The organism is Aeromonas diversa CDC 2478-85 (assembly GCF_000819805.1).
Lineage (GTDB): Bacteria > Pseudomonadota > Gammaproteobacteria > Enterobacterales > Aeromonadaceae > Aeromonas > Aeromonas diversa.
On record NZ_CDCE01000020.1, the window covers coordinates 323,216 to 344,555 of the forward strand.

Sequence of the window (21,340 nt, forward strand, 5' to 3'; positions counted from 1 at the left end):
AGGAACCAGCCATGTCTGATATCCTGAAGAACGATGTGGACCCGATAGAAACGCTGGAGTGGCTCGCCTCTCTGGAATCCCTGCTGCGTGAAGAGGGTCCGGAACGCGCCCAATTCATCCTGGAACAGCTGGCCGAGAAGGCCCGCGCCAGCGGTGTGGACGTGGCTGCCAAGGCCAATCGCGACTACATCAACACCATCCCGTCCAGCGACGAGCCGGACTACCCGGGTGACCTGGAGATGGAGCGCCGCATTCGCGCCATCATCCGTTGGAACGCCATGATGATCGTGCTGCGCGCTTCCAAGAAAGATCTGGACCTGGGTGGGCACATGTCCTCCTTCGCTTCTTCTGCGACCATCTACGATGTCTGCTTCAACCACTTCTTCCGTGCTCGCAACGAGAAGGATGGCGGCGATCTGGTCTACTTCCAGGGGCACATCTCCCCGGGCATCTATGCCCGCGCCTTTGCCGAAGGTCGTCTGACCGAAGAGCAACTGGACAACTTCCGTCAGGAAGTGGATGGCAAGGGCCTACCCTCCTATCCGCACCCGAAACTGATGCCGGACTTCTGGCAGTTCCCGACCGTTTCCATGGGCTTGGGCCCCATCGCCGCCATCTATCAGGCTCGCTTCCTGAAGTACCTGACCGATCGTGGTATCAAGGATTGCTCCGAGCAGACCGTTTACGCCTTCCTGGGTGACGGCGAGATGGACGAGCCGGAAGCCAAGGGCGCCCTGACCGTAGCAGTGCGTGAAAAACTCGACAACCTGGTGTTCGTGGTCAACTGCAACCTGCAGCGTCTGGATGGCCCGGTTGTCGGCAACGGCAAGGTCATCAACGAGCTGGAAGGCCTCTTCGCCGGCGCTGGCTGGGACGTCACCAAGGTCATCTGGGGTCGCAAGTGGGATGAGCTGCTGAAGAAAGACACGTCCGGCAAGCTGATCCAGCTGATGAACGAGACCGTGGACGGTGACTACCAGACCATGAAGTCCCGCGACGGTGGCTACATCCGCGAGCATTTCTTCAACCGTTACCCGGAAACCGCCGCGCTGGTCAAAGACATGACCGACGAGGAGATCTTCGCCCTGAACCGCGGTGGTCACGACCCCCGTAAGCTGTTCGCCGCCTTCAACAAGGCGACCCAGACCAAGGGCAAGCCGACCGTAATCCTGGCCAAGACCATCAAGGGTTACGGCATGGGTGAGGCGGCCGAAGGCAAGAACATCGCTCACCAGGTCAAGAAGATGGAGCTGGACTCCGTGCGTCACCTGCGTGACCGCTTCAACCTGCCGGTGGCCGACGAGCAGCTGGCTGACCTGCCTTACCTGAAGATCGAAGCGGGCAGCGAAGAGCACAAGTACCTGCACGCCCGTCGTGCCGCATTGAAGGGCTACTTGCCGACCCGCCTGAGCGAGAGCTCCACCAAGCTGGAAATCCCGGCGCTGGACGCCTTCGGTCCGCTGCTGGGTGAGCAGGCGCGCGAAATCTCCACCACCATGGCGTTCGTGCGTTCCCTGAACGTGATGCTGAAAGACAAGTCTATCGGCAAGCGCATCGTACCGATCCTGGCTGACGAAGCCCGTACCTTCGGTATGGAAGGCCTGTTCCGTCAGATCGGTATCTACAGCCCGCACGGTCAGCAGTACACCCCGCAAGACCGTGACATCGTCTCCTACTACAAGGAAGACAAGCAGGGTCAGGTTCTGCAAGACGGTATCAACGAGCTGGGCGCCATGTCCTCCTGGCTGGCTGCTGCCACCTCTTACAGCACCAACGACTGCCCGATGATCCCGTTCTACATCTACTACTCCATGTTCGGCTTCCAGCGGATCGGCGACATGGCGTGGGCAGCCGGTGATCAGCAAGCCCGTGGCTTCCTGCTGGGCGCGACCTCCGGTCGTACTACCCTGAACGGCGAAGGTCTGCAGCACGAAGATGGTCACAGCCACATCCTGGCCAACACCATCCCGAACTGCATCTCCTACGACCCGTCCTACGCCTATGAAGTGGCGGTGATCGTACAGGACGGCCTGCGCCGCATGTACGGTGAGAACCCGGAGAACGTGTTCTACTACATCACCACTCTCAATGAAAATTATGCGATGCCGGCCATGCCGGAAGGCGCCGAGGAAGGCATCCGCAAGGGTATCTACAAGCTGGAAACCGTGGCCGGCACCAAGGCCAAGGTACAGCTGCTGGGTTGTGGCTCCATCCTGGGGCACGTTCGCAAGGCGGCCCAGATCCTGGCCACCGAGTACGGTATCGGCTCCGATGTGTTCAGCGTGACCTCCTTCAACGAACTGGCCCGTGACGGTCAGGACGCGGATCGCTGGAACATGCTGCACCCGACTAGCGACGCTCGCGTGCCTTACATCGCTCAGGTGCTGGGTACCGAGGCCACCATCGCCGCGACCGACTACATGAAGTCCTTCGCCGATCAGGTGCGTGCCTTCGTGCCGACCGAGAACTACCGCGTGCTGGGCACCGATGGTTACGGCCGTTCCGACAGCCGTGCCAACCTGCGCCGTCACTTCGAAGTGAACGAGTTCTATGTGGTAGTTGCTGCCCTGACCGAACTGGCCAAGCGCGGCGAGGTTGACAAGCAGGTTGTGGCCGAAGCCATTGCCAAGTACGGCATCGACGCCGACAAGGTCAACCCGCTGTACGCCTAAGAGGGTCTAGTGCCGCGCCAGAGATGGCGCGGCCTTGCAAAGGTTAACGCGAGATACGCGTGACTGTGATCGTCATGCGGATCTGCGCAAGAGGATAAAGCACAATGTCCAAACAGATTATGGTTCCGGATATCGGCGCCGATGAAGTTGAAGTCACCGAGATCATGGTCGCCGTGGGCGACAAGGTCGAACTCGACCAGTCCATCATCGCGGTAGAGGGTGACAAGGCCTCCATGGAAGTGCCGGCTCCGGCCGCTGGTATCGTCAAAGAGATCCTGATCAAGGTGGGTGACAAGGTTGCCACCGGTTCCCAGATCATGGTCTTCGAAGCCGAGGGTGCTGCCGCGCCGGCACCGGCCCAGGCCGCTGCACCTGTTGCTGCCGCCGCGCCGGCTGCTGCTCCGGCCGCTGCCGCTCGCCAGGACGTCAACGTACCGGACATCGGCGGTGACGAAGTCGAAGTCACCGAGATCATGGTGGCCGTGGGTGACATGGTCGAGGCCGATCAGTCCATCATCGCCGTAGAGGGTGACAAGGCTTCCATGGAAGTACCGGCTCCGTTCGCGGGCCGCGTGGTCGAGATCAAGGTTGCCACCGGCGCCAAGGTTTCCACCGGCTCCCTGGTGATGGTCTTCGAAGTGGCGGGCGCTGCACCTGCCGCTGCTGCCGCGCCGGCTCCGGTTGCTGCACCTGCTGCCCCGGTTGCCGCCGCCAAGGACGTCAACGTGCCGGACATCGGTGGCGATGAAGTCAGCGTGACCGAGATCATGGTTGCCGTGGGTGACAAAGTCGAGGCCGAGCAGTCCCTGATCACAGTGGAAGGCGACAAGGCTTCCATGGAAGTGCCTGCACCGTTCGCCGGTGTGGTCAAAGAGATCAAGGTGAAGGCGGGTGACAAGGTTTCCACCGGATCGCTCATCATGGTGTTCGAAGTGGCTGGTGCTGCTCCGGCTGCCGTGGCTGCCCCTGCCGCTACCCCTGCTCCTGTTGCTGCCGCTGCCGCCGCCCCTGCACCGGTTGCCCAGGCTGCTGCCGCCTCCGACTTCGTGGCCAACGACGCCTACGTGCACGCCTCCCCGGCCGTGCGCCGCCTGGCGCGCGAGTTCGGTGTTAACCTTGCCAAGGTCAAGGGTTCCGGTCGCAAGGGCCGCATCGTCAAAGAAGACGTGCAGGCTTATGTGAAGGACGCCATCAAGCGTGCCGAGTCTGCACCGGCTGCCGGCACCGGCACTGGTAACGGCATGAGCGTGCTGCCGTGGCCGAAGGTTGACTTCAGCAAGTTCGGTGACGTGGAAGAGGTCGAACTGACCCGCATCCAGAAGATCTCTGGTCCGAACCTGCACCGCAACTGGGCCATGATCCCCCATGTGACCCAGTTCGACGAGGCCGACACCACCGAGCTGGAAGCGTTCCGCAAAGAGCAGAACGCGATGCTCGAGAAGCAGAAGGCAGACGTGAAGATCACCCCGCTGGTGTTCATCCTGAAAGCCGCTGCCAAGGCGCTGGAAGCCCATCCGCGCTTCTGCAGCTCCCTGTCCGAAGATGGCAGCAAGCTGATCATGAAGAAGTACATCCACATCGGTGTGGCGGTGGATACCCCCAACGGTCTGGTTGTGCCCGTGGTGCGCGATGTCAACAAGAAGGGCATCATGGAGCTGTCTCGCGATCTGGCCGAGATCTCCAAGAAGGCCCGTGCCGGCAAGCTGACCGCGTCCGACATGCAGGGCGGTTGCTTCACCATTTCCAGCCTGGGTGGCATCGGCGGTACCAGCTTTACCCCGATCGTCAACGCGCCGGAAGTGGCCATCCTCGGCGTCTCCAAGTCCGACTTCAAACCGAAGTGGAACGGCAAGGAGTTCGTGCCGCGCCTGATGCTGCCGCTGGCCCTGAGCTATGACCACCGCGTCATTGACGGTGCCGACGGTGCTCGCTTCATCACCACCATGAATGGTGTCCTGTCCGACATTCGTCGACTGGTCCTGTAAGTGAGAGGGCGGGCCCATAGCCCGCCCTTTTTGCTTCTCAATTCGTTAACAGGATTGTAAACTTGCCCCGGTTTTTTTAAGCGCTGACAGCCCACCAATATGGCATTTCATACTGCGCTGTCCGGGGATATAAGAACGACAAAGAGGTCATGATGAGTAAAGAAATCAAAACCCAGGTCGTGGTACTGGGTGCTGGCCCTGCCGGTTATTCTGCTGCCTTCCGTGCAGCCGACCTGGGCCTCGATACCATTATCGTCGAGCGTTACTCCACCCTGGGTGGCGTCTGCCTGAACGTGGGTTGCATCCCCTCCAAGGCCCTGCTGCACGTGGCCAAGGTGATCGAAGAGGCCAAGGCCCTGGCCGAGCACGGCATCGTCTTCGGTGAGCCGAAGACCGACATCACCAAGATCCGCCTGTGGAAAGAGAAAGTCATCAACCAGCTGACCGGCGGTCTGGCTGGCATGGCCAAGATGCGTAAGGTTCAGGTTGTGAACGGCTTCGGCAAGTTCACCGGCCCGAACACCCTCGAGGTAGAAGGCGCCGACGGCAAGACCACCGTCACTTTCGACAACGCCATCATCGCCGCCGGCTCCCGTCCGGTGAAGCTGCCCTTCATCCCGCACGACGACCCGCGTGTATGGGACTCCACCGACGCGCTGGAGCTGACCACTGTACCGGGCAAGCTGCTGGTGCTGGGTGGCGGCATCATCGGTCTGGAAATGGGTACCGTGTACTCCTCCCTGGGCTCCGAGATCGACGTGGTCGAGTTCGCCGATCAGCTGGTGCCGGCCGCTGACAAGGACATCGTCAAGGTCTACACCAAGCGTGTGGCCAAGAAGTTCAACATCATGCTGGAGACCAAGGTTACCGCCGTTGAAGCCCGCGAAGATGGTCTGTATGTCTCCTTCGAAGGCAAGCAGGCTCCGGCCGAGCCGGTTCGCTACGACAACGTGCTGGTCGCCGTTGGCCGTGTGCCGAATGGCAAGTTGCTGGACGCCGAGAAGGCCGGTGTCGCCGTCAACGAGCGTGGCTTCATCGAAGTGGACAAGCAGCTGCGTACCAACGTGGCCCACATCCACGCTATCGGTGACATCGTGGGTCAGCCCATGCTGGCGCACAAGGGGGTGCACGAAGGTCACGTGGCCGCCGAAGTCATCGCCGGCAAGAAGCACTACTTCGATCCGAAGGTGATCCCGTCCATCGCCTACACCGAGCCGGAGATGGCCTGGGTCGGTCTGACCGAGAAGGAAGCCAAGGAGAAGGGGATCACCTTCGAAGTGGCCACCTTCCCGTGGGCAGCCTCCGGTCGCGCCATCGCCTCCGACTGCTCCGACGGCATGACCAAGCTGATCTTCGAGAAAGAGACCGGCCGCGTCATCGGTGGTGCTATCGTGGGCACCAACGGCGGCGAGCTGCTGGGTGAAATCGGTCTGGCCATCGAGATGGGGGCCGACGCCGAAGACATTGCCCTGACCATCCACGCTCACCCGACTCTGCACGAGTCCGTGGGCCTGGCTGCCGAAGTGTTTGAAGGCTCCATCACCGACCTGCCGAACGCCAAGGCCAAGAAGAAAAAATAAGTTTCATGAAGCCAAAAGGCGCCCCTGGGGGCGCCTTTTTACTTTCTACGGCCGGTGAGGGGAGGGAGTATCTGACATACTAGAATGGATAACCCTGATGATGCGGAGCCCGGTCGATGATGTCTCCACCCATGTGCCTCAACGAGGGATTGCGCCTCGAGACCCTGTGTTCGCTGGCGTAGCCCGACACCGCTTCCTCTGTTCACGCGGTTCTGGGCTCAGGGACCTTTGTGGTGCGTGATACCGGGCTGGATCCCCGTTTTGCCGACAATCCGCTGGTAGCGGGGGAACCCTATATCCGTTTCTATGCCGGGTGCCCTCTTCGGGTGTCGAACGCCTGTGTACTGGGGACGCACTGCGTCATAGATAGCAAGCCCAGGCAGAGGGATGATGAGACGCTGCAACGGTTTGAGGGCCTGGCGGCCATGGAGGTACCCTTGCTCGACGATCTGCTCAAACGGGCAGATCATCTGATGTATCGACAGAAGATGGCGAAGCGCTCAGTAAAGAACTAGGCCAAAAGGACATTTGGGCCGAGGAGAAGTAAAGATGCAAGAGCCTGCGATGTTATCCGATGAGCCTCTGCGGCTGGAGACGCTACGCCGTCTCGGCTTGCTCGACACCCCAGCGGAAGAGCGGTTTGACCGCTTTACCCGTTTGGCTCGGCGCATGTTCAATGTGCCCATCGCGCTTATCACCCTCATCGATAGCGATCGCCAATGGTTCAAGTCTGCCTGGGGGCTCGACATGACAGAGACGCCCCGCCGCGTCTCTTTCTGTGCTCATGCCATCTTGCAACAGGATCTGATGGTGGTGGAGGATGCCCATGAGGATCCCCGTTTTTGGGATAATCCTCTGGTGACGGGTTCGCCGAATATCCGCTTCTACGCCGCTGCCCCCCTGATCGCCAGCAATGGCCATCCATTGGGAACCATCTGTGTCATTGATCACCAACCGCGAACCTTTCATGACGCCGACGGAGGCTTGCTCAGGGAGCTGGGGCAGATCGTGGTGCACGAGATGGAGATTGAGCAGTGGGCCACCCTGGATGAACTGACCCAGATCTCCAATCGCAGAGGATTCATGATGTTGGCAGAGAAGGGGCTGCGACTGGCGCTGCGTCAGGCATACCCGATCACGCTGCTCTATTTCGATCTGGATGGGTTCAAGCAGATCAATGATCGATGGGGACATCAGGCCGGGGATCGGGCACTGCGCCGCTTTGCCACCCTGATGATGGAGACATTTCGTGATGCGGACGTCTGTGCCCGACTGGGTGGGGACGAATTTGTGACCCTGCTTCCGTATACCGATGCGGGTCAGGCCGTCTACGCGTTGCAGCGGCTGCGGCAGGCCATCGACGCAGCAAATCGGGAGCAACCCGATTATCGGCTCGACTTCTCCGTCGGGGCTGTGACCCATATGCCGGGGGAGCCGGTCTGCGATCTGGAGTCACTGCTGCACAGTGCCGATACCCTGATGTATCGGCACAAGCATCGCCATTAGCAGCGCCCTTTCTTCGCCTGCCCCGGGGGGCAGAACGTGCCGCCACTGTTACCATCGCTGATGCGGATGCGGGCATCGTCGAGCCGGATATCGGCGTCACGGATCCGCACCGCTCCTTGCTGGCTACAGGCAGATAGCAGCAGTACCAGCGTTACCATCCCAAGACTCTTTCTCATGTTGACCTCCTGACAGAGGCGATGAGTATGGCCGCTTTAGGGCCGCTTTCCAGATGCCAAGGGTGGCTCAGCGCCAGGAGTTGACTGGTGCAGAGAGGAAGAGAGAAAACAGGGAAAGAGAAGGGGAGCACGCGGCTCCCCTTGTCGGCTTACAGGCGGAAGTGCCCGACCAGTTGATCCAGCTGCTGCGATAGCTGCTGCAGCCCCTGGCTGGAGCGGGTGAGCTGATCGGCCAGCTCTGCCGTCTCCATGGTCAGATGGTTGATCTCCTCGACGTTGCGGTTGAGCTCGCCCACCACGCTCGACTGCTCCTCGGTGGCGGTCGCCACCTGGATGTTCATGTCGCTGATCTGGGCGATGTGGCTGGTGATGTTGCCGAGTGCGCCGTTGGCTTCATCGGCCTGCTCTACTACCTTGAGGCTCTGCTCACGGCCACTGCGCATGGCCTCCACGGCGCGACCCGACTGCTGTTGCAGGCGGTTGATCATCCCCTGGATCTCTTCGGTCGAAGCCGCCGAGCGGCTGGCCAGGTTACGCACCTCGTCGGCCACCACGGCAAAGCCACGCCCCTGCTCACCGGCGCGGGCGGCCTCAATGGCGGCGTTCAGTGCCAGCAGGTTGGTCTGCTCCGAGATGCCACGAATGGTATCGAGGATGCTGCCGATGGAATCGGTCTGGCTGGCCAGCGACTCGATCACCTCGCTCACCTGCTCTATCTCCCCAGAGAGCGCGACTATGCTGCTCCTGGCGGTGCCCACCAGGTTGGCACCGATACCGGACTGGTCGTTGGCCTGGCGGGCTACTTCGGCGGCCTGGGACGCATTCCCGGCGATTTCGTTGACCGTCGCGCCCATCTCATGGATGGCGGTGGCGACCTGCACGGTGCGATCTCGTTGGGCGGTGCAGTTGCTCTGGGTCAGGTGGGCCTTGCTGGCGACCTCGTTGGCGGTGAGGGCCAGCTGCCGCGAGTTATCGGCGACCTCCTGAATCGAGGCGTGGATCTTGGCCACGAAGTTGTTAAAGCCCTTGGCCACTTCGGCCAGCTCGTCACCGCCATCGACCTTGAGTCTGTGGGTCAGATCGCCGTCACCGCTCCCCAATTCGCGGAACAGCCGCGCCAGCTGGTTGAGCGGACGGCTTACCGAGCCCGCCAGCAGTACACCGAGCAGCCCCATGCCGGCGGCAATGGCAAGGCTTATCAGCAGGATCTGAGTGCGTGCCTGATTCAATCCGGCAAAAATTTCGCTCTTGGGCACCTGAGCGATCAGATACCAGTCGAGCAGCGGAATGTAGCTGGAGGCGAGCACCAGATCCTCATTCATGGCGTTGGACTCGAGCAGGGCGAACTCCTGTTTGGCCAAGAGGCGTGATGCATCGCTACCGGCCAGTTGGGTCAGCGTATCCCTGTCGATTCGGCTGGCATCCGGGTGGAGTTTCACCTTGCCCTGGTTATCGACCATGAAGACGAAGCCGCTCTGACCGATCCGGAAGTTCGACAGCATCGCCACCATGCTGTCGAGGGACTTGGCCAGCCCCGCCATGCCGCGGCCATTGAGCTGTTGGTAGTTCACAAACAGCTTCACCTCGCCGGTTTGCTCGCGAAAGACGCTGAGCATCAGGTCTTGCGGCCCTTTGGTGTAGGCATAGAACCAGCCGTCTTGTTCCGGGGTGAGGTTACGCAGGAAGCCATCCTGGTTGTAGTAGGCGGCGCTCTGGCGATCGGCAAACGAGGCGGTGACAAGGCCATATTGGCCGGCCACATCCTTGAGTTGGTCGATCAGGAGAGACTCCTGCTCCTTGGGCATGCCGCGATTCACCCAGTCGAGTACGAAGCGATCGGTGGCAAGCTGCTTTGCCGCCCCGGCAATGGGGTTGAGCTCGGCCTCAATCGATTTGCCGATGCGTTGGGTCAGGTTGGGCAGCTCGTGGGCAAACAGTTGCTCCTCGATGAGCTGCTGTGCCGAGCGCTGGCTGAAGTAGCCCACCAGGATGCAGGAGAGCAGCACTGCCAACAGCAGGGTCGACACGATTTTCTGTTTCAGGGTCAGATGGTTAAACATGGTCATTTCCAATAGAGCAGAATAGCCGTTGATGAGTGTAGCGGCAGGGGTTTTCATTGCCTAAGGCTGCGAGATGCATTATTGCAGCGATACGATTGCGTTCACACTCCGGTTTGCCTCAAGGGTGTCTGCCTTTATAGTATCTTTCGCCTCTTTTTTGCACTGGATGGAAGCCCCGATGAGCCTCTTTTGGCGAGGATTTGCCCTGATCGTATTCACAATCGTCTCATTTGCCAGCGCGGCGGCCGAACGCCCCAAGATTGCGCTGGTGCTCAGTGGCGGGGGGGCCAAGGGATCGGCTCATATCGGGGTGCTCAAGGTGCTGGAAGAGAAGCGTATTCCGATCGACATGGTGGTCGGGACCAGTATGGGCTCATATGTGGCTGGCCTCTACGCCATGGGGTTGTCTGCCGAAGAGGTGGAGCAGATCACCCTCAACATCGATTGGAATAAGGGCTACAACGACCGGGTCAGCCGGGATGCACTCTCCTTGCGCCAGAAGCAGCAGGACGAGCTCTATCAGTTGCGCACCGATATCGGCATCAGCGGGGGAACCGTCAAATCTCCGGACGGTTTCTTTCGGGGGCAAGCCATGGCCGCCCTGCTGCGCGATGCCACATCGAATCTGAAGGTGCAAAAGAGCTTCGATGAGCTCCCCATACCCTACCGCGCCGTCGCCACTGACATGGAGACTGTGACCCCCTTCGTGCTGGACCACGGCAGCCTCGCCAAGGCGATGCAGGCGTCCATGTCGATTCAGGGGATCCTCAAGCCCGTTGAGTGGGAGGGGCGGATCCTGGCCGATGGCGGGGCGGTCAACAACATGCCGGTCGACGTGGCCAAGGCCATGGGGGCCGATGTGGTGATCGCGGTGGACATAGGAGCCAGGCTCAGAGACAAGAGCGAGCTCACCTCTGGGTTGGCCATGCTGGATCAGATGACCACCTACATGACCCAGGTTGGGACCGAGCGACAGAAGGCGCTTCTCACCGATCGGGACATCCTGATCACACCGGCCTTCGGCAACATGGGTATTGCCGATTTCGACCGGATCCCGGAGGGCGTCAAGTATGGTGAGGAGGCGGCAAAACGGGTTGCGCTGAGCCTCGATGCGCTCTCTCTGTCCCCTGCCCGCTACAAGGCCTATCGGGATCAGAAGCTGAGTCGGCGCGCGCAAAACAGCGCGCTGCCCGCCTACTACATCGACCGGGTCGAGATCGTCAATAATTCTTCCCTCGCCGATGAGACCATCCGCTCGGCGATGCGGGTCAAACCCCACAAGGTGCAGACCCGGGAGGGCCTCGAAGCCGGGGTTCGTCGCCTCTACGCCCTCGAGTCGTTCGACCGGGTCACCTACCAGATCGAGGAGCGCGGCGCCGAGAACGTGCTGGTGGTCGACGCCCACGAGAAGAATTGGGGGCCGGGTTACCTCAACTTCCAGTTCGGCTTTACCGATGACTTCGAGAGCAGCTCCAACTACAACGTGGGGGCCTCCTATACCCGCACCAATATCAACGAATGGGGCGGTGAGTGGCACAACGAGGTCTCGCTGGGGACCTGGAAGCACCTCAAGACAGAATTCTATAGCCCTCTCGATCCGGCCCAGACTTACTTTGGGCAGATTAGTCTCGGGTATGACAAGGAGACCCGTCGCCTTTATCTGACGGAGGAGGGCGCCCTGCGCCGAAGCCGAGACAGTGGCCAGACCTACTACTTCGACAGCCAGTATGCCTTCTGGTCTACCGAGGGCTCCCTGGGTTGGAATATCCGCCCCTGGCAGCGCGCCAGCCTTGGCATCAGTGCCATGACCGGTGACATCAGCATCGATGGTATTGGCATCAGTGACGTCTCGACCAGTGCCTGGGGGCCCTTCCTGCGCCTCGAGCACGACACCCTCGACAGTCGCTACTTCCCTTACAGCGGTTTCCTGTTCCAGGGGCAGCTTGGTTACATGCGGGTCAATCAGGATAACGGGGAATGGGCCACGGCCCGCTCGCGCGGCAGCAGCTACGAAGTGAGTCTGGTCAAACCCTGGTCCTGGGAGCGTCACAGCCTCAACCTGATGCTGGGGGCCGGGGGCACTCAAACCAATGAGCCCTTGCCGCTGTTTGCCCAGGATCTCGGCGGCATGTTCAACCTGTCGGGCTTCCAGCCTCACGAGCTGTCGGGTCGCTACAGACTGTTTGGCGGTCTGCGCTACATCTATCGGCTGGCGGATAACGACTTCGGCGCCTTCCGACTGCCCTTGTTCGTGGGCGGCTCCTTGGAGCAGGGGGGAGTGTGGGATCAGGGGCACGACATCCGCTTCGCCACCTCTCACACGGCGGGCTCGCTCTACATCGGCAGCGAGACGTTCCTCGGGCCTGTCTTCCTGGGGATCGGCGCGGCAGAGGAGGGGCGTGAGGCCATTTATCTGCAGATAGGCAGCACCTTCCACTGATGACAACTTGTTAACGTTTTTTGGGCGGCTCATAACACTGTGTTTATAAACAATTGTTAATTAAACGAAAGTGTTATTTTGAACTGCCGGTGTGTTCTGAGTGGATTTTAATTAGTCGTTAAAACTTATATAGTGGGGGGCACCCTACGGGTGTCCCGCAAGGACGATCGCCGCCGCGGCGACCCATAAGACCAAAGAGGAATTAGTCGTGCTTGAAACCTACCGTAAACACGTCGAAGAACGTGCTGCCGAGGGAGTGGTTCCCAAACCTCTGGACGCTGAGCAAGTCGCCGCCCTGGTCGAGCTGCTCAAGAATCCTCCCGCCGGTGAAGAGAGCTTTCTGAAAGAACTGTTGTCCGATCGCATTCCCCCTGGTGTTGATGAAGCGGCTTACGTGAAGGCCGGCTTCCTCACCGCCGTGGCCAAGGGCGAGGCCAGCTCCCCCATCCTGAGCCGCGAAGAGGCGGTTACCCTGCTCGGTACCATGCAAGGTGGCTACAACATCCAGCCGCTGATCGACCTGCTGGACGACGCCGCCCTGGCTCCGCTGGCCGCCAAGGCCCTCTCCCACACCCTGCTGATGTTCGACTCCTTCCACGACGTGGAAGAGAAGGCCAAGGCCGGCAACGCCTTCGCCAAGCAGGTGATGCAATCCTGGGCCGATGCCGAGTGGTTCCTCTCTCGTCCGGCCCTGGCCGAGAAGCTGACCGTCACCGTGTTCAAGGTGCCGGGCGAAACCAACACCGACGACCTGTCGCCGGCCCCGGACGCCTGGTCCCGCCCCGATATCCCGCTGCACGCCCTGGCCATGCTGAAGATGGCCCGTCCCGGCATCACCCCGGACAAGGACGGCACCATAGGCCCCATCAAGACTATCGACGAGCTCAAGCAGAAGGGCTTCCCGCTGGCCTACGTGGGCGACGTGGTGGGCACTGGCTCCTCCCGTAAATCCGCCACCAACTCGGTGCTGTGGTTCATGGGTGACGACATCCCCAACGTGCCCAACAAGCGCGCCGGCGGCATCTGCCTCGGCGGCAAGATCGCCCCCATCTTCTTCAACACCATGGAAGATGCCGGCGCCCTGCCCATCGAGGTGGACGTCTCTGCGCTTGCGATGGGCGATGTCATCGACATCTACCCGTTCGCAGGCAAGATCTACAAGCACGGCACCGACCAGGTACTGGCCCAGTTCGAACTGAAAACCGACGTGCTGATCGACGAAGTGCGTGCCGGTGGCCGTATTCCGCTGATCATCGGCCGCGGCCTGACCGACAAGGCTCGTGAGGCGCTCGGTCTGCCTCACTCCGAGGTGTTCCGCCGTCCGCAACCGGTGGCCGACACCGGCAAGGGCTTCACCCTGGCCCAGAAGATGGTGGGCAAGGCGTGTGGCGTGCAGGGCATCCGCCCGGGCACCTACTGCGAGCCCAAGATGACCACGGTCGGCTCCCAGGACACCACGGGCCCGATGACTCGCGACGAGCTGAAAGACTTGGCCTGTCTCGGTTTCTCCGCCGACCTGACCATGCAGTCCTTCTGCCACACCGCTGCTTATCCCAAGCCGGTCGATGTGCAGACCCACCACACCCTGCCGGACTTCATCATGAACCGCGGCGGTGTGAGCTTGCGTCCGGGCGACGGCGTCATCCACTCCTGGCTGAACCGCATGCTGCTGCCGGATACCGTGGGTACCGGTGGTGACTCTCACACCCGTTTCCCCATCGGCATCTCCTTCCCGGCGGGCTCCGGCCTGGTGGCCTTTGCCGCCGCCACCGGCGTGATGCCGCTGGACATGCCGGAATCCGTGCTGGTGCGCTTCAAGGGCGAACTGCAACCGGGCATCACCTTGCGTGATCTGGTCCATGCCATCCCCTACGCCGCCATCCAGAAGGGGCTGCTCACGGTCGAGAAGGCGGGCAAGAAGAACATCTTCTCCGGCCGCATCCTCGAGATCGAAGGGCTGCCGACCCTCAAGGTGGAGCAAGCCTTCGAGCTGGCCGACGCAAGCGCCGAGCGCTCTGCCGCCGGTTGCACCATCAAGCTGGATAAAGAGCCGATCATCGAGTATCTGAAGTCCAATATCGTGATGCTCAAGTGGATGCTCTCCGAAGGCTACGGCGACGTGCGCACCATCACCCGTCGTATCAAGGGGATGGAAGAGTGGCTGGCCAACCCGACCCTGATGGAGGCGGACAAGGATGCCGAGTACGCCGAGATCATCGAGATCGATCTGGCCACCATCAAGGAGCCTATCCTGTGCGCGCCGAACGATCCGGACGATGCCCGCCTGCTGAGCAGCGTGGCCGGCGACCAGATCGACGAGGTGTTCATCGGCTCCTGCATGACCAACATCGGCCACTTCCGTGCCGCCGGCAAGCTGCTGGGCAAGTTCAGCGGCCAGCTGCCGACCCGCATGTGGATCGCCCCGCCGACCAAGATGGACAAGGATCAGCTGACCGAAGAGGGCTACTACGGCATCTTCGGCCGCGTCGGTGCCCGCATCGAGATCCCCGGCTGTTCTCTGTGCATGGGTAACCAGGCACGCGTGGCGGATGAGGCCACCGTGGTCTCCACCTCCACCCGTAACTTCCCGAACCGTCTGGGCAAGGGGGCCAACGTCTACCTGGCCTCTGCCGAACTGGCTGCGGTTGCCGCCATCCTCGGCAAGATCCCGACCGTGGAAGAGTACCTGCACTACGCCAAGGAGCTGGACGCCACCGCGGCCGACACCTACCGCTACCTGAACTTCAACGAGATCGCCACCTACACCAAGAAGGCGGACTCGGTGATCCTGCAGCAAGCGGTCTAAGCATCCGAGTAGTGAGAGAGCGGCCTTAAGGCCGCTCTTTTCGTTGCTGGCCCGTGGCCACAAAAAGAAGGGGGAGCCGGTGGCTCCCCCTTATTGCGTCATCATAGCGCCATCAGATGCGGAACATGCCGACCTGATTGTTGAGTTCGCCCGAGATGTTCTTGAGCTGGTTGGCCAGTTGGTTGGAGCTTTCGGCCTGATGGGCCAGCTCATCGGACACATCCTTGACCGCCTGGATATTGCGACTCACCTCGTCGGTGACGGCGCGCTGCTCTTCCGCCGCACTGGAGATCTGGGTCGCCATATCGGAGATCTGGCCGATGGATTCGACGATCTGCTCCAGCGCCTGGGTGGCGTTGCTGGCGTCGTCCACGCTGTTTTGGGCCAGCAGCTTGCTCTCTTGCATGGTGCCCACGGCGCCCTGAGTGTTGCGTTGCAGTGTCTCGATCATGCTACGGATCTCGACGGTGGAGCTATGGGTACGCTGGGAGAGCACTCGTACCTCGTCGGCCACCACGGCGAAGCCACGACCCTGTTCGCCGGCCCGGGCTGCCTCGATGGCGGCGTTGAGGGCCAGCAGGTTGGTCTGTTCGGCGATGCCCTGAATGGTCGAGAGGATGGTGTTGATCTCCTGAGCGTTCTTCTCGAGCTCCTGGATGATGCCAGAGGCATGCTCAACCTGAGAGGCCAGATCCGTGATGGAGCGCTGGTTGCGGGCGATGACCTGTTTGCCCTCTTCACAGCTGCCGGCCGAGGCGCGGGCCGCTTCGGCCGTCTGCTCGGCATTGCTGGCCACCTCGACCGCGGTCGCCGACATCTCGTGCACTGCGGTGGCAATCTGGGAGATCTCGTTCTGTTGGCGTGCGAGGCCCTGGTTGCTCTGCTGCGCCATCTGATGCGACGAGATGGCCTGCTGATTGAGCTGTACCGAGGAGCTGGAGATGTCTTTGACCATCTCGTGGATGCGTGTGATGAAGGTGTTGACGTGACGGGCAACGGTCCCGACCTCGTCATCGCGTTCGATCTTGATGCGACGTGTCAGATCCCCGTTACCGCGGGAAAGATCGGCGATGGCTTCACCCAGCGTCTTGAGCGGTTGCAGTGAGCCGCTGATGGCCAGATAGGAGATGCCGGCCACGATGAGGATGGTGAGCAGCCCCTGCCAGATGGCGGAGGTGATCATCCGGCTGACGGTCTGATAGGCGACCGCCTCATCGATCACGATACCGTAGTACCAGGTGGTGTTGGGAATCGCGGTGAGATCAAACACGCTCGGCTTGCCGGCGACCTCCAGCTCGGAGATGGTGCCATCATGACCCAGCTCCTTGATCTTGGCGGCGGTCAGCTCCGGGAAGATCTCGGTGCTCGACTTCATGCTGAGACTCTTGTCCGGGTGGGCGATGATGGTGCCATTGCTGTCGAGCAGCATGACATAGGTGCCTTCCATCTCGATGGCGAGAATGTCGCGGATCAGGGCATCGATGGCGATATCCCCGGCGATGACACCCTTGGTGTTACCGCGTTGGAAGGGTTCGGCGATGGTGATGACCAGATTGCCGGTCGAGGCATCGGCATAGGGAGAGGTGATGGCCAGCTTGCCGGTTGCCATGGCGTCCTTATACCAGGGGCGCTGACGTGGGTCATAGCCTGCCGGCAGATCCGTGTGATGGCTCTGGATCATCTTGCCATCTTCGGTCCCTGCATAGACCAGATCGAATCCACCTGCTTTTTCTGCCTGGGCGAGATAGGTGACGGGTTCATCCTGCAGAGTGAAGGCCTCTTTAGCAGACGTCACCATGCCGATATGGGCATCCAGCCAGCGGGAAATGCCTTGTACGTTGGAAATAGACGCGATATCGACCGAATTCCAGACCAGCTTGCGGGTCTCTTCGCGTAGCTGTGAGGTGTTGTACCACACCTGCAACCCAGTGATGACCAGGATGATGAGGCCGATGGCCAGCACCAGTTTGTTCTTGATGGAAAGGTTCATGGTGTATGTCCTTATAACCTTACGAGCGTGTCGATGATTATTATGGTGTAGAGCCTACTGTCGGGCTTCTCCATTAATATCGACGGTTCCCGAATAATCCTGATACTTCAGGCACTCTTAACCTATAGCTTAATTGGCGCGTGGCGGTGCGCCGCGCTCGGGATGGTTGGTAAAGACGCCATCGACGCCCATCTCTTCCAGCCAGCGCCACTCGTCGGGGTGGTCAACCGTATAGACCAGCACCCTGAGCCCCCTCGCATGGGCATCCTCGATCAGCGCCTGGTTGATAAAGTCCACGTCACAGTTGAGTGACCAGCACCCCATCTCGGCGGCAAAGCGAGCCAAATGGCTGGGCACGCCGGCGATGAGGGCTCCAAGCCGTATCTCGGGACGCAATTGCTGAAACTGCCGCAGCTCCCGATGATCGAAGGAGGAGACCAGCCACTGCTGTGGGTGAAAGTGCAGCTCGGCCTCGGCCCGGCGGGTCAGGTCGGCAATCGGCTGGGCCGTGTGGGGCCCCTTTAGCTCGATGTGGAGATCGCAGCGGCCAGCCACCAGGCTCATGACCTGCCACAGGGTGGGGATGGGTTCCCCATCCCCCGCATCGAGGTTGGCCAGGTACTCCCGTCGCTGGTGGGTCAGCACGCCTCGCCCGTCGCTACAGCGCTCAAGGCGGCGGTCGTGAAAGACCCAGAGCTCCCCGTCGGCGTATTGCACATCGAGCTCGATGGCCGTCACCCCTTGCTCCAGGGCGAGGCGAAACGCCTTGAGGGTGTTCTCCGGTGCCAGGCCACTGGCCCCTCTGTGGGCTATCAACTGCATCTTCTGTCTCCTTACGCCCTGGAGAGGCGAATATCGATCTGTTGGTGGGGCAGGGACATGCCCAGCTCCTTGAGTCTGGCCAGCACCCGGTTGTGCAGCTCATGGGTGATCGGCATGCGATGGTCCATGTTGTTGACGTAGACCCGCAGCTCGTAGATGAGGGCCGAGTCGGTCAACTCGACCAGGAAGGCTTCCGGGGTCGGGGTGTCGAGTACCAGGCTGCACTGGAGGATGGCCTCTTCCAGCAGGTGCTGGATCTGCATGGGATCGGCATGCAGGGCGATGCGAATGCGGATCTTGACCCGGGTAATGGCATCCGACAGGGACCAGTTGATGAACTGCTCCGTGATGAAGGCCTTGTTGGGCATGATGATCTCCTTGCGGTCCCAGTCCACTATGGTGGTCGCCCGGGTGTTGATGCGCGCCACCGTGCCGGTGAGATCGCGAATGGTGACCGTATCGCCGATCCGGATCGGTTTCTCGAACAGGATGATGAGACCGGAGACGAAGTTGGCGAAGATCTCCTGCAGCCCGAACCCCAGACCCACCGAGAGGGCCGCCACCAGCCATTGGGTCTTGGACCAGTCGATGCCGAGCATGGAGAAACCGGACAGGGCGCCCACCAGGATCACCATGTATTTGGCCAGGGTGGTGATGGCAAAGCCGGTGCCCGGCGTCAGGCTCAGATGCTGTAGCAGGGAGAGCTCCAGCAGGCTGGGAAGGTTGCGTGCCGTGACCACAGTGATGATCAGGATAAACAGGGTGACGGCGAGATCCATGACGGTGATCCCTTCGAGCTGGGCCATGCCGCCGACTGTGCTGCTCACCTGCCACAGCTCGACGTCGCCGAGGAAGCTGAAGGCGGCCATCAGATCGGACCATAACAGCAGAAGCAGCGCCGTGTAGCCCAACATCAGCAGGGTACGGATGAGTCGCAGGGATTGGGCGCTCAGGGTATCGAGATCCAGCACCAGATCGTCCTGGGGCTCCATGGTCTCGGTGAGGGGCTCCTCATGGCCCCGTTGGGCCAGGATTTCGGCGCGGCGCGCCTTGGCCCGCTCAAACTGGAGACGACGACGCTGGATCAGCATCCAGCGCCGGGCCAGGTAGTAGATCAGCATGAAGAGCAGTGCGCAGAGCAGGGAGATCTCCAGCTGGCGCAGCAGGGTGCGGGCCGTGAAGAAGTAGCCGAGCAGGGCTCCGCTCACCGCCAGTAGTGGCGCCAGCATCAGGCTGTTCCAGATGAAGTGGTGTAGCAGATGGGGCTTGTTCATGTCGCTCTGACCCCAGGTGAGGGGGAGGCGTTCCCGGTTGAGGCGGGCAAAGAAGAGCATGAGCCAGAGGGAGCCGATGACAAATGCCAGCCGCCCTATGGTGTCATAGAGCGCATACCCCTGATAGGCATCGCCCACCCCCTGAATGAAGAAGCTGGGGATGAGGATCAACATCAGCACCCTGAAATGGACCCAGACCCGGTTGACCCGCTCGGCGTGCCAGCCAAAGTGGAGTGTCAGCAATCCCCTCTCGAGGCAGAGATGGCGGGTAAAGAGGAGGGCAAACAGCAAAAACCAGAGCTCTGCCAGGCTGTTTATCACCGCACTGGCAAAGGGGTACTCCCAGGCACTCTGATAGAGGTGGCGCAGCAACAACATCATGAGCGGCAGGGGGAGGGAGGTGAGCAGTGCCCGCAGCAGCAGGCGACTGCTGAGACTGAACTTGTCCTGGGTCACCTTGCCGATGCGCCCGGCAATGGCCTGATTAAAGCGCAGGAGATCCCTGGCTAGACGCCACCAGAGATAAGCGAGTAGCAACAGGCTGGCCATGACGGTGAAGCGGGTCGTCACCGGCGGTACTGTCAGTGCCTGGAGCAGTTGTCGCCAGTTGGCGGGGGCCAGGGCCATTGCCAGGGCATCGGGCAGGGCCTGGAGCTGCTCCACTCCTATGGGACGCAGATCGGGAAGCCAGAAGAGCTGGCTGCCTCCCTGCTCCTTGATCTCGGCTATCTTGCTGTTCTGCCGGCTATAGAGCAGCTTGAGCCTGGTCTGATCCTGAAGCAGGCTGTCCGTGGTGTCGGCCATTCGGGTCAGCAGCTGGCGGCGAGCCTTGAGCAGGCTGTCGAGCACCTGCAGCTGGGCGCGATCCAGGCTCATCCCCTGTTCGACCCGGTTGCGTACGGCGGCCAGGTCGCTCAGATCGGCCAGCTCGTTGTCATACTGACGTTTGGCGATACGGGTTTTAACGATCTGGCTCTCGAGTTTCGGCAGGGGATAGGGGGGCGGCAGCGTGCTCAGCTTGCCGCGCAGATCCTCCCCATAGGCATCGCTGACCTGCAGCCACTCCAGCTGTTCTCGCAAGGCGGCGCCCAGCTCGCTCAACTCTTGCAGACGCTTGTCGACCTTGCTCTGCTCTCGGCGCACCTCATCGATTTGTTCTTCAATGGTCTCTAGCTGCAGGGAGAGGGTGCTGTTGTACTGCTGCTGCTCCTGCAGCAGGGGTTGATCGCCCTTGAGCTGCCTGCGCAGTCGCTCGCTCTCGGCCAGGATGCGCTCGCTCTTCTCCCGCCTCAGCTGATCCTGGCGCCCGACCAGGCTGACCTGCCATTCGTCTTCGTCCGCGATGGCGTAGTTGACCTCCTGCAGCCTCAGCTTGGCCAGATCGCTGCGCTGGGGCGCCGAGAGCTGGTCCAGCTCCAGCATGGCGATGCGCTCGTTCAGGCTGCGCTCACGCACCTGCAGCAGCAGTCGATTGGCTTCCAGCTGACGACCGGACTCGTTACCGGACTGCAACTTGTCAGCCTGCTGGCGGAGTTGCAGCAGCTGACGGCGCAAGGCATCGACCCGCTGGTGATAGTCGAGCCCGCCGCTCTCAATCTGAGAGAGCTCGTCGAGCAAGGACTGACGCTGACGGCGCAGCTCCAGCTGGCGGTTGCCGGTTTTGCTCATCTCTAGGCCAAGGGTGCTCTCGTCGAGCTGCTCCAGAGGCGGGCGCTTGGGGGGGCGCCAGCTCTGCAACTGTCCCTTGAGTTGCTGGGAGGTCAGGGGATAGTTGACCAGGGCGGCCTGGTACTGCTCGGCCAGCTCACGATAGCGGGCGCCTTCTCGCGCCGCCTGCAGCGCTTGTTGCAGCGGCTCGCGCAGCTTCTGGTTTTCGGGGGTATCGGCCGAAGGGAGGGCGGCCAGCTGTTGCTCGATCTGGAGGATCTGCTCGCTGGCGTGGAGAGAGAGCGACAGACAGAGGGTGAGCAGCAGCAGGACTCTTCGCATCGGTTCACAATCCAGAGGGGGTAGACCCCTAGCCTAAGGC

Annotated in this window: 12 protein-coding genes; 7 read left to right on the forward strand and 5 right to left on the reverse strand. The window is 61.3% G+C overall.

Annotated elements, in window-relative coordinates:
• The first annotated feature begins 11 nt into the window (after window positions 1–11).
• From aceE to BN1121_RS06490, 5 genes are all read left to right on the forward strand, one after another.
• Window positions 12–2,672, forward strand: a complete 2,661-nt coding sequence (gene aceE, locus BN1121_RS06470) for a pyruvate dehydrogenase (acetyl-transferring), homodimeric type (protein WP_005349763.1) — start codon at window positions 12–14, stop codon at window positions 2,670–2,672.
• A 104-nt stretch (window positions 2,673–2,776) separates the two neighbouring features.
• A complete protein-coding gene (gene aceF, locus BN1121_RS06475) occupies window positions 2,777–4,657 on the forward strand; it encodes a pyruvate dehydrogenase complex dihydrolipoyllysine-residue acetyltransferase (RefSeq protein ID WP_043597447.1) in 1,881 nt (626 codons plus the stop codon).
• A 152-nt stretch (window positions 4,658–4,809) separates the two neighbouring features.
• Window positions 4,810–6,237: a dihydrolipoyl dehydrogenase gene (gene lpdA, locus BN1121_RS06480; RefSeq protein WP_005348188.1), complete on the forward strand. Its 1,428-nt coding sequence runs from the start codon at window positions 4,810–4,812 to the stop codon at window positions 6,235–6,237.
• A 233-nt stretch (window positions 6,238–6,470) separates the two neighbouring features.
• Complete coding sequence (locus tag BN1121_RS20305) at window positions 6,471–6,752, forward strand: GAF domain-containing protein (protein ID WP_005348195.1); 282 nt, start codon at window positions 6,471–6,473, stop codon at window positions 6,750–6,752.
• Window positions 6,753–6,786: 34 nt separating this feature from the next.
• Complete coding sequence (locus BN1121_RS06490; protein WP_005348196.1) at window positions 6,787–7,743, forward strand: GGDEF domain-containing protein; 957 nt, start codon at window positions 6,787–6,789, stop codon at window positions 7,741–7,743.
• Here BN1121_RS06490 and BN1121_RS06495 read toward each other — a convergent pair.
• A complete protein-coding gene (locus tag BN1121_RS06495) occupies window positions 7,740–7,919 on the reverse strand; it encodes a hypothetical protein (RefSeq protein WP_005348197.1) in 180 nt (59 codons plus the stop codon). The two genes, BN1121_RS06490 and BN1121_RS06495, sit on opposite strands and share 4 nt — an antisense overlap.
• A gap of 149 nt (window positions 7,920–8,068) precedes the next feature.
• Complete coding sequence (locus tag BN1121_RS06500; RefSeq protein ID WP_005348198.1) at window positions 8,069–9,979, reverse strand: methyl-accepting chemotaxis protein; 1,911 nt, start codon at window positions 9,977–9,979, stop codon at window positions 8,069–8,071.
• A 178-nt stretch (window positions 9,980–10,157) separates the two neighbouring features.
• Here BN1121_RS06500 and BN1121_RS06505 point away from each other — a divergent pair, with 178 nt between their 5' ends.
• Together BN1121_RS06505 and acnB are read left to right on the forward strand one after the other, a co-directional pair.
• Window positions 10,158–12,419 (forward strand): patatin-like phospholipase family protein, encoded by a 2,262-nt coding sequence (locus tag BN1121_RS06505; protein WP_005348199.1) that lies wholly within the window; start codon window positions 10,158–10,160, stop codon window positions 12,417–12,419.
• Between the two features lie 208 nt (window positions 12,420–12,627).
• On the forward strand, window positions 12,628–15,225 hold the full coding sequence (gene acnB / locus BN1121_RS06510) for a bifunctional aconitate hydratase 2/2-methylisocitrate dehydratase (RefSeq protein ID WP_005348200.1): 2,598 nt from the start codon (window positions 12,628–12,630) through the stop codon (window positions 15,223–15,225).
• 112 nt (window positions 15,226–15,337) lie between these two features.
• On the opposite strand, the gene BN1121_RS06515 is transcribed toward acnB, so the two are convergent.
• The 3 genes from BN1121_RS06515 to mscM all read right to left on the reverse strand — a co-directional run bounded on the left by BN1121_RS06515 (window position 15,338) and on the right by mscM (window position 21,300).
• On the reverse strand, window positions 15,338–17,215 hold the full coding sequence (locus BN1121_RS06515; protein ID WP_005348206.1) for a methyl-accepting chemotaxis protein: 1,878 nt from the start codon (window positions 17,213–17,215) through the stop codon (window positions 15,338–15,340).
• A gap of 129 nt (window positions 17,216–17,344) precedes the next feature.
• Entirely contained in the window at window positions 17,345–18,037 is a 693-nt protein-coding gene (locus BN1121_RS06520) for a glycerophosphodiester phosphodiesterase (RefSeq protein WP_005348210.1), read from the reverse strand.
• An 11-nt stretch (window positions 18,038–18,048) separates the two neighbouring features.
• Window positions 18,049–21,300, reverse strand: coding sequence for a miniconductance mechanosensitive channel MscM (gene mscM / locus BN1121_RS06525; RefSeq protein ID WP_005348214.1), 3,252 nt, complete (start codon window positions 21,298–21,300; stop codon window positions 18,049–18,051).
• Window positions 21,301–21,340: the final 40 nt, after the last annotated feature.

Excerpts from the sequence above, each read along its gene's own strand:
- BN1121_RS06500 (WP_005348198.1), bottom strand. The coding sequence starts at position 9,979 with ATGTTTAACCATCTGACCCTGAAACAGAAAATCGTGTCGACCCTGCTG.
- BN1121_RS06515 (WP_005348206.1), bottom strand. The coding sequence starts at position 17,215 with ATGAACCTTTCCATCAAGAACAAACTGGTGCTGGCCATCGGCCTCATC.
- lpdA (WP_005348188.1), top strand. The coding sequence starts at position 4,810 with ATGAGTAAAGAAATCAAAACCCAGGTCGTGGTACTGGGTGCTGGCCCT.
- aceE (WP_005349763.1), top strand. The coding sequence starts at position 12 with ATGTCTGATATCCTGAAGAACGATGTGGACCCGATAGAAACGCTGGAG.
- BN1121_RS06520 (WP_005348210.1), bottom strand. The coding sequence starts at position 18,037 with ATGCAGTTGATAGCCCACAGAGGGGCCAGTGGCCTGGCACCGGAGAAC.
- aceF (WP_043597447.1), top strand. The coding sequence starts at position 2,777 with ATGTCCAAACAGATTATGGTTCCGGATATCGGCGCCGATGAAGTTGAA.
- BN1121_RS06495 (WP_005348197.1), bottom strand. The coding sequence starts at position 7,919 with ATGAGAAAGAGTCTTGGGATGGTAACGCTGGTACTGCTGCTATCTGCC.
- mscM (WP_005348214.1), bottom strand. The coding sequence starts at position 21,300 with ATGCGAAGAGTCCTGCTGCTGCTCACCCTCTGTCTGTCGCTCTCTCTC.
- BN1121_RS06505 (WP_005348199.1), top strand. The coding sequence starts at position 10,158 with ATGAGCCTCTTTTGGCGAGGATTTGCCCTGATCGTATTCACAATCGTC.
- BN1121_RS06490 (WP_005348196.1), top strand. The coding sequence starts at position 6,787 with ATGCAAGAGCCTGCGATGTTATCCGATGAGCCTCTGCGGCTGGAGACG.